At 29.1% G+C, this 9,550-nt stretch carries 8 protein-coding genes, 1 other RNA gene and 2 pseudogenes; 4 read left to right on the top strand and 7 right to left on the bottom strand.

The features are described from left to right. A pseudogene (locus tag ACKVOV_RS01020) lies at window positions 1–683 on the top strand (NTPase); the annotation flags it as partial. A 116-nt stretch (window positions 684–799) separates the two neighbouring features. On the opposite strand, the gene ACKVOV_RS01025 reads toward ACKVOV_RS01020, so the two are convergent. Continuing rightward, window positions 800–2,416: an ABC-F family ATP-binding cassette domain-containing protein gene (locus tag ACKVOV_RS01025; RefSeq protein WP_409204919.1), complete on the bottom strand. Its 1,617-nt coding sequence runs from the start codon at window positions 2,414–2,416 to the stop codon at window positions 800–802. Between the two features lie 144 nt (window positions 2,417–2,560). Here ACKVOV_RS01025 and ACKVOV_RS01030 point away from each other — a divergent pair, with 144 nt between their 5' ends. After that, window positions 2,561–3,952 (top strand): TlpA family protein disulfide reductase, encoded by a 1,392-nt coding sequence (locus ACKVOV_RS01030; protein ID WP_409204920.1) that lies wholly within the window; start codon window positions 2,561–2,563, stop codon window positions 3,950–3,952. Between the two features lie 77 nt (window positions 3,953–4,029). Here the strand turns inward: ACKVOV_RS01030 and fsa are convergent, their stop codons facing one another. The 5 genes from fsa to ffs form a co-directional block, all read right to left on the bottom strand. Further along, on the bottom strand, window positions 4,030–4,686 hold the full coding sequence (fsa, locus tag ACKVOV_RS01035; RefSeq protein ID WP_409204921.1) for a fructose-6-phosphate aldolase: 657 nt from the start codon (window positions 4,684–4,686) through the stop codon (window positions 4,030–4,032). Window positions 4,687–4,729: 43 nt separating this feature from the next. Continuing rightward, window positions 4,730–5,533, bottom strand: coding sequence for an SDR family oxidoreductase (locus ACKVOV_RS01040; RefSeq protein WP_409204922.1), 804 nt, complete (start codon window positions 5,531–5,533; stop codon window positions 4,730–4,732). A 37-nt stretch (window positions 5,534–5,570) separates the two neighbouring features. After that, window positions 5,571–5,948, bottom strand: a complete 378-nt coding sequence (locus tag ACKVOV_RS01045; RefSeq protein WP_409204923.1) for a hypothetical protein — start codon at window positions 5,946–5,948, stop codon at window positions 5,571–5,573. 43 nt (window positions 5,949–5,991) lie between these two features. Continuing rightward, entirely contained in the window at window positions 5,992–6,984 is a 993-nt protein-coding gene (locus ACKVOV_RS01050) for an enolase C-terminal domain-like protein (RefSeq protein ID WP_409204924.1), read from the bottom strand. 51 nt (window positions 6,985–7,035) lie between these two features. After that, an RNA gene (gene ffs, locus ACKVOV_RS01055) (signal recognition particle sRNA small type) lies at window positions 7,036–7,133 on the bottom strand. 88 nt (window positions 7,134–7,221) lie between these two features. On the opposite strand from ffs, the gene ACKVOV_RS01060 reads away from it, so the two are divergent. Both ACKVOV_RS01060 and ACKVOV_RS01065 read left to right on the top strand, forming a co-directional pair. Continuing rightward, window positions 7,222–8,268: a glutaminyl-peptide cyclotransferase gene (locus tag ACKVOV_RS01060; RefSeq protein WP_409204925.1), complete on the top strand. Its 1,047-nt coding sequence runs from the start codon at window positions 7,222–7,224 to the stop codon at window positions 8,266–8,268. A 70-nt stretch (window positions 8,269–8,338) separates the two neighbouring features. Then, a complete protein-coding gene (locus tag ACKVOV_RS01065; protein WP_409204926.1) occupies window positions 8,339–9,223 on the top strand; it encodes a glycerophosphodiester phosphodiesterase family protein in 885 nt (294 codons plus the stop codon). A 51-nt stretch (window positions 9,224–9,274) separates the two neighbouring features. Here ACKVOV_RS01065 and ACKVOV_RS01070 read toward each other — a convergent pair. Then, a pseudogene (locus tag ACKVOV_RS01070) lies at window positions 9,275–9,550 on the bottom strand (flotillin family protein); the annotation flags it as partial.

Below are 9,550 nucleotides of genomic sequence, written 5' to 3' on the forward strand. Positions count from 1 at the left end.
ATATTGACACAAATGAATATTTAAGAAGATTTATAGATATTGAATATTCAATTCCAGAACCAGAACCAATTAAATTTTTCAATTATTTATATGATTATTACGATTTCAACTCTTTTTTTAAATCTCAAGAGCGATTACAATATAACGAACTTCAGAACGATAGTGATAATTTTAGATCAATAAGTAAAATTTTCTTAAACGGTTTAACTTTAAGACAACAAGAAAAAATACTTTCTCACTCTAGAATTGTATTAAGAACAATTAATTATGATAATTATTTAGTTCCATTTTTCTTCGTATTCATGATTTTTATTAAAGACCAACATAGAAAGTATTACGATAAACTGATTTCTAAACGAGAAAATATTACTGAAATTCATGATGAATTTTTTAGCATTATAAAACCATATATGAACTCAGAGAATAAAAGATTCTTTCTGTCATTGGAAGGATATTTATTAATCTATTATCAGAACTACATTAGTCCTTATAAATTAGAAGTAACGCTTTATAACTGGATTTCGGAAACTAAAAGTTATAAATTAAATATTAGTTCTAAGATTAATGATGAGGATTTACTCAACTTTTTCAATAAGTCAAATGGAATGAGTTCAATTTATGATTTATCGCTTGAATATTTTATAAAAAAAATTGAGTTGACAGAAGATATCAAAATTAATTAATGCCAACCGCTAACACCAGTTGGCAGAAAGTGGGATTTTAGGGCTAATTTAAAGTTAGTTTTATAACTTTTCAAACACAAAAAAACTCCAGTAATAACTGGAGTTTTCTATATAATCTAAGAATACATTTTCTTTCTTAATTCTTGAATTTTTTCATCTTCCAGATATTCATCAAAAGTGGTATAACGATCTATCACTCCTTTTGGTGTAATTTCTAGCACACGATTAGCAACAGTTTGTGCAAATTCGTGGTCATGTGTGGTAAATAATATAGAACCTTTAAAGTTTTTTAACGAGTTGTTAAACGCTGTAATAGACTCTAAATCTAAGTGATTAGTTGGTTCGTCGAGCATCAATACATTAGCACGCATCATCATCATACGAGATAACATGCAACGTACTTTTTCTCCTCCAGATAAAACACGACCTGTTTTTAAAGCTTCTTCTCCAGAAAAAATCATTTTTCCAAGGAAACCACGCACATAAACTTCGTCACGTTCTTCTTCGGTTTTTGCCCATTGGCGCAACCAATCTACGAGTGTTAAATCATTTTCAAAAAAACTATGATTGTCTGCAGGTAAATAAGATTGGTTGGTTGTAATTCCCCAATCGAAAGTACCAGAATCGGCAGTCATATTTCCGTTTAATATTTCGTAAAAAGCTGAAGTAGCACGAGAATCTTTCGAGAAAATAACTACCTTATCTCCTTTTGCCATATTTAAATCTACATTTTTAAATAAGACTTCACCATCTATCGAAGCGCTTAAATCTTGTACATTCAAAATTTGATCTCCAGCTTCACGTTCTGTATCAAAAATAATGGCAGGATAACGACGTGATGATGGTTTTATATCTGATAAATTTAATTTATCGATCATTTTTTTACGAGAAGTGGCTTGTTTAGACTTAGCAACATTGGCACTAAAACGACGAATAAATTCTTCTAATTCTTGTTTCTTTTCTTCGGCTTTCTTATTTTGTTGTGCTCTTTGTTTTGCTGCTAATTGACTCGATTCGTACCAGAAGGTATAATTTCCTGAATAGTGATTTATTTTTCCGTAATCGATATCTGAAACGTGTGTACAAACTGAATCTAAAAAGTGTCTGTCGTGAGAAACTACTAAAACTGTATTTTCATAATTTGCCAAGAAATTTTCTAACCAACCTATGGTTTCAAAATCTAGGTCATTTGTAGGCTCATCCATGATTAAAACATCAGGATTACCAAACAAGGCTTGAGCTAAAAGCACACGCAGTTTAAGTTTTCCTTCCATATCACCCATCAAAGTGTAATGATAATCGGCAGAAATTCCTAAATTAGATAGCATTGCACCAGCATCAGATTCGGCATTCCAACCATTCATTTCTTCAAAACGAACTTGCAACTCCCCTATTCTATCGGCATTTTCATCGGTATAATTTAAATAGAGCTCGTCCATTTCCTTTTTTACAGCAAACAAAACTTTGTTTCCCATCATTACTGTTTCAAGAACAGTAAGTTCGTCGAACATATTGTGGTTCTGGTTTAGAACAGACATACGTTTTCCTGGTTCCAGAATAACACGACCCGAAGTTGGATCTATTTCTCCTGCAATTATCTTAAGAAATGTTGATTTTCCAGCACCGTTAGCTCCAATAATTCCGTAGCAATTACCTTGAACAAAGGTTGTATTTACTTCATCGAATAAAATTCGCTTACCAAATTGTACTGATAAATTTGAAATTGTTAACATTGATATATTTTTTATAAAAGTGTTGCAAAAGTAACAAAAATAGTGGAGTTTTGAATCTAATATATCTGCAAGTTTAATTTAACTGATTATTAACAACGTTATATCAATTATAAAAATATATTTGTTTATCATAAATACAACTCAATGATTGCCTATTTAAAAAAAATACTTTTATTACTTCCTATTACATCTATCACACTTTTATGTTCTTGTAAACAAGGAACAAAAGAGGAAGGCTATAAAGCTTATTTTGGTGGAGAAATAATAAATCCTAATTCAAAATATATCTTTTTATGTAAAGATAATGAGGTCATAGATACTATTGTTTTAGACGACAAAAATAGATTTCTAAAAAAATATGACTCTTTAGTACCAGGCATGTACACTTTTAAACACGAACCTGAATATCAGCAAATTTATTTCGAGAAAAATGATAGTTTAATGATTCGTTTAAACACGAATGAATTTGATAATTCTCTTACATTTTGTGGTCGTGGTGACGAAAAGAATAATTTCCTGATGGAACTTTTCTTAAAAAACGAAGCCGATAAAAATGCATCTTTCGATTTGTATGACAAAGATTTTAAAACATTTTCGAAAGCTATTGATAAAAACTACAATGCAAGTAAAGCTTTCTATTTAAGACGACAAACAGAAGTGGGTTGGAGCGAAGATTTCGATTTGTATGCAAAATCGATGTTAGACATGCATTATTTTACTAAAAAAGAAATGTATCCATTTGTACATGAGCGTCGTACAAATGAAGAAGTTTGTAAATATTTACCTAAAGGCTATTATGATTTTAGAAAACAAATAGATTTTAATAATGAAAAGCTAACTAGTTTTTCCCCATTTGTTCGTTATTTAACATCGATGCTTAACAATGTAACTTGCAAAGACAACGACGAAAAATCATTACAGAATAATGTTAAAAAATTACATATTGCCGATTCATTGTTTACAAATGTAAAAATAAAAAATTCGGTATTAAATAATATTGCTTTCATGTATTTACTTGAAGACCAAAATATTATGAGTAATAAAGAGTTTTTGGATGAATATTTTAAACTTTCTACTGATAAAGAAAAACAAAAAGAAATTAAGAAGATTGAAGAATCTATTCAGAATTTGTTACCAAATAAATCACTACCAAATGCTGATTTAATTGATATAAACGAAAAAGCTGTTGCAATAAATAATTTATTTACTAAAAATACAGTTGTTTTCTTTTGGACTTCTGAGGCGAGTTCTCATTTAGAACTGGCTCATCAAAGAGTTACAGAATTGAAATCTAAATATCCTAATTGGAATTTTGTAGCAATAAACATAGATAATTCCGACAAACAATGGAAAAATTCATTGGCTAAATATAATTTTAAAAATACCACTGAATTACACGCAAAAAACTTCCAGGATATAAAAGAAAAATGGGTAATTACTAAGATTCATCGTGTAATGCTTATTAATGCTGGAGGAAAAATAAAAAATGGTTTTGTAAGTTTATTTGATGCCAATTTTGAAAATTATTTAAAATAAAATATCACTTAAAAATTAAAAAGCGTTCAACATATAAAATTGTTGAACGCTTTTTTTATTGCTATAATATTTTGAAACTATTTGTTTCCTTTCTCGAAATCGGCAATAAATTGAGCAATTCCGATATCTGTCAAAGGATGTTTTAACAATCCTAAAATAGATGATAAAGGTCCTGTCATTACATCGGCACCAATTTTAGCACAATTCACTACGTGCATTGTATGACGAACTGATGCTGCAAGAATTTGCGTTTCAAAACCATAATTATCGTAAATATCACGAATTTCTTGAATCAAATTTAATCCATCGGTAGAAACATCATCTAATCTTCCTAAGAATGGAGAACAATAAGTTGCACCAGCTTTTGCAGCTAAAAGTGCTTGTCCAGCTGAGAAAATTAAAGTAACGTTAGTTCTAATTCCTCTGTCAGAAAAATATTTACATGCCATGATTCCTTCTTTGGTCATAGGCAATTTTACAACAATCTGATCGTGTAATTCGGCTAATTCTTCACCTTCACGAACCATTCCGTCAAAATCCATTGCATTAACTTCGGCACTTACATCACCTTCTACAATATTACAAATATCAACATAATGTTTTAAGATGTTGTTTTTTCCTGTAATTCCTTCTTTAGCCATAAGAGATGGGTTTGTTGTAACGCCATCAAGAACTCCAAGTGCTTGTGCTTCTTTAATTTGTGCAAGATTTGCTGTGTCAATAAAAAATTTCATGTTTTGTTTATTTAATATAGTTGTGTAAAATTTGAATGCAAAATTACAATTTATAATGGTTCATTAACATTTTTTCGTAAACTTTATCAGGTAAAATTCTTTTTAATACAATTGAAAATTTTTGCATAAAAGCCCCCACTTTATAATGTATTTTAGGATTTGGATTTTGAATAATAGCATAAACCGCTTCCGCCATTTCGTTAGGATTGCTTCCAGAATCTACGTGTTCGTCCATCGATTTTAAGGTGTTTCCATAAGGAATTTCGTAAGCAGAACCTTTAGTAACAGGTGCGTGATAACGACCCGCAGCGATATTAGTTGCAAAATCACCTGGAGCAATATTTGTAACGTGTATGCCAAAAGATTTTGTTTCCATACGAATAGCTTCAGTAATAAGTTCTAAAGCCCCTTTTGATGCCGAATAAATTCCTCGGTATGGCAAACCCATATAACCTGCAATCGAAGTAATATTAATAATTAAGCCCGATTTTTGAGCACGCATTTGTGGCAATACTGCTTTCATTACTTCTATTGGTCCAAAGAAATTAGTATCGAAATGATTTTTGATTTCTTGTGTTGGAATTTCCTCAATAGGTCCTGTAATTCCTACACCTGCATTATTTATTACCACATCTAACCTTCCTGATTTTTCAATGATTACTGCAACTGCTTTTTGAATGGAATTCACATCACGAACATCGAGTGCCACTAACGGAAAAATCGAATTATCAACTTTTTCAGGGTTTCTACTTGTACCGTAAACGATAAATCCTTTTTGATGTAAATACTCTCCAATCGACTTCCCTATTCCTGATGAACCACCAGTTATTAAAACTACTTTACTCATTTTTTATATTTTAAATGCTGAATTCTATTTTTTGCTTTTATTCAAATTTAGGATATTCTATTAATTCTTCTAATGTTTCCCAATTAATAGATTCTTCTTTTAATTTCTCTATTCCACCAATTTTTTCAATCCAGTTTTCAATTTTCTCTTCAATATCAAAAAAGTCAATATCTATTAATTCAACGAAATCTGTTTTAACACGAATTCCAATGACTGGATAATTTTGTCCCATAAAATTATGAATTGATGCTAAAAAAACTTCAATTCTATCATTTTCAATATTCAAAATTTTAGGAATTTGAATTCTTATGTAGTTTAAGCAAATTATAATTAAATCATAATCCCAATTGAGTTTTTCGTGAATTTCAGTTTCAATTGGAGTAAAACCTTTTTCATTATTTATACCTAAACTCATTGTTATTATTTTAAATATTGAATTAATTCTTAGTGATTTAAAATTATATTTTAAAAATTCCCAATCCAGGTCTATCTTCTACTTGTATTTTCCCATTTATAATTTTACTACCATTTGCAATATCATTTGCAATTAGATTAGCTCCATCTAAATCGGCATAATCTACTAATGGTGATAAAACTGCTCCTGCCGAAATTCCAATTGTCGATTCGGTCATGCAACCTATCATTAATTTAAAATTTAATGCTCTAGCTTCTTTTATAAGTTGCAAAGCAGGTGTTAATCCTCCACATTTTACTAATTTTATATTAATGCTGCTATAATGCGGTTGTAAAGTAAGTAAATTTATGTTATCCTGACAATCTTCGTCTGCCATCCAATTCGCAAATAGATTACGATGTAAAACCGAATAATTATTGGGTTTCATGGGTTGTTCTATATAACTAAATCTACTAGAAGTAGCTTCATTTTGCAACCAAATACAATCTTCTGGTGTGAAACTTCCATTAGAATCTAGGGCTATATTTTTATCTAATGCTATTAACTTTTGAATCGCTTTTTTGTCAAAATGATTGCATTTTACTTTAAATTTAGTCCAATTTGAAGTTTCAATTTTTTTAATTTGATCTTCTATCGGAGCTACTGAAATAGTTATAGATGATTCTGGAAGTTCATTTATTTCAATAGCGTTTAATTCTAAAAAGCTTTTATTTTCTAATTTTCCATACAAATCCCAATAAGCACAATCAAGAGCAGAACGCAAAAAACTTGGTAATTCTAAACTTAATAAAAAAGCGTAAAATATTGTTGGATAAGTAATTTGATGGTTATTAATTAAAGTTTTAATTGAGTTTAATTTTACTGCAAAATCTTCTAATTTGATATTGTAATAATCAATAGCAGTACATTCTCCATAACCTGAAACTCCTTTATGATCTAATGTAATAATCAAAGCTTCTCTGTGAGAATAATTCCCATAAGCTATCGAAAAAGTTTCCTTGAGTTCGAAACGAACAATTTGCCAAGATACATTCATAAAGGTAGGAATATCTATAAACAAAAAAATCTGAACTAAGTCAGATTTAAAAAATGGCAAGCGACCTACATCGCACCGCTCAACCACATACCTTTGCTGCGTTCCCACCCTGGAGGAGTCTGCAGGAGCTGGTCGTGTAGGACTTGCCGGTGCAAATATACAAACTTTTTGTATTTTTGCAAGCGCATTGTTTTATATAAAATGATGTTATATATTGTAATCGTAAAAAAATTAGAAATGAAAAAATATAAAGTATTAATATTCATGTCATTACTAACAACTTTAATTGGTTGTGGTGATAAAAATAATTCTAAAAATTTATTTTCTATAGATGAAAGTAAGTTTAAATCTATGTTTCATAATAGTGATACAATCCATTTTACATTAAAAAATGAAGCCAACAAAACAATCGACTCGGTAACTTATTATAATAATGATAAAAAAATTGGTGCTGTAAAAGGTAATTCAACATTTAATTATTTGTTAACCAATGAAAAATTAGGTTATCAAAATCTGAAAGCTGTCGCGCATTTTGAAGGAGAAAATTCAGAAACAACTACAAGAGTTGAAATGTTATCTAGCATAGAGCCAAAAATATTAACCTATACGGTTTTAAATACTTATCCACATAATATTGATTCATTTACAGAAGGTTTAGAGTTTTATGGAGATAATTTATATGAAAGTACAGGAAAAAATGGGTCTTCCTATTTCATTAAAACAGACTATAAAACTGGAAAAAGCTTGCAAAAGGTAGATTTAGATTCAAAATATTTTGGAGAAGGAATAACTTTTATAAATGGAAAAATTTTTCAATTAACTTGGCAACAACAAACTGGTTTTATTTATGATGCTAAAACATTAAAACTAGAAAAAACATTCAAATTTGATAAAAATATTGAAGGTTGGGGAATGACAAACGACAAAAAATACATTTATCAATCTGATGGAACAGAGAAAATCTGGAAAATGAATCCAGAGAATCAAAAATTAATTGATTTTATAAACGTTTATACTGATACAAAAAAGATAAAAAATGTAAACGAACTAGAATGGATTAATGGGAAAATATATGCTAATATTTGGCAAAATGACACTATAATTATTGTGGATCCAATATCAGGAGCAGTAGAATCGGTAATTGATATGTCAGGTTTAAGAAAATTAGCTCATGTTACTGAAAATGATGTAATAAATGGTATTGCTTATAATCCTAAAACTAAAACTATTTTTGTGACTGGAAAAAATTGGGATAAAATGTTTGAAATAAAGATTAATAACTAAGAATTAAGTTCTCTTCTTCAATTATTAAATCTTTATAGATAAAATATTGACTATTAAATTGAGATTTTAAATGAAACAATTAATTCCTTTTTTATTTCTTATTTCTATTGCTTCTTTTGGGCAAAATTTTGATATTCAAGGACATCGGGGTTGTCGTGGTTTGCTTCCTGAAAACTCAATCGAAGCAATGAAAAATGCGGTCGACCTTGGAGTAACTACTCTTGAACTCGATGTTGTAATTTCTACAGACAATCAAGTTTTACTATCTCATGAACCTTTCTTATCACATGAAATTTGTTTAGATACGAATGGAAATGAGATTTATGAAAATAATGAAAAATCATATAATTTATATAAAATGAATTATAATGAAATTCGGAAATGTGATTGTGGATCAAAAATTCACCCTCGTTTTTTAAACCAAAAAAAATTAAAAACATTCAAACCGCTTTTATATGAAATGATAGATAGTGTCGAAAATTACATCAAAAAAAAATATCCTAATAAAACTATTTTTTACAATATTGAAACCAAAAGTGCAATTGAGGGTGATACAATATTTCATCCAAGACCTAAAGAATTTGTAGATTTATTATTGAAAGTGTTGGAAAATAAAAAAATACTTGATCGTGTTTTTATACAATCATTTGATGTGAGAACTTTACAATATTTACATCAAATACAAGGAAACGTTAAAACAGTTTTATTAGTAGAAAACAATTTTTCGATTAAAGAAAACTTAAGATTATTAGGGTTTAATCCGAATATATACAGTCCTGATTTTAATTTATTAACTAAAAAAGATATTGCATTTTTACATCATAAAAAAATTAAAATAATCCCTTGGACCGTTAATGAAATTAGTGACATGAAGAAATTAATCTTAATGCATGTAGACGGATTAATTTCTGATTATCCTAATAGGTATTTCGAGATGTTGTCTAGTACTAAATAAAAAAATCCGTCTTGTTACAAAACAGACGGATTTTTTTTTAAACTTAACTATTTATTTTTTAGAAACCTTATTGTTTCCATTTGTATCCATCATTTCCATTAGTTTCATACCTAGCAATCCGCTAATACCACCTTCAGAACCATTTGTACCAGTGATTAGAACATCTGGAATAACTTTAATATTTCCTTTACCTATTTCTTCGGTAATTTTATATTTTGCAAAATTATCTTCACCCATGGCTGTAACTTGTAATTGATATGCTTCGGCGGTAGATTTACCAACTGCCATAATTTTTTCAGCTTCAGCCAAACCAGTTTTAGAAATTCT

Source organism: Flavobacterium sp. (genome assembly GCF_046153165.1).
Lineage (GTDB): Bacteria > Bacteroidota > Bacteroidia > Flavobacteriales > Flavobacteriaceae > Flavobacterium.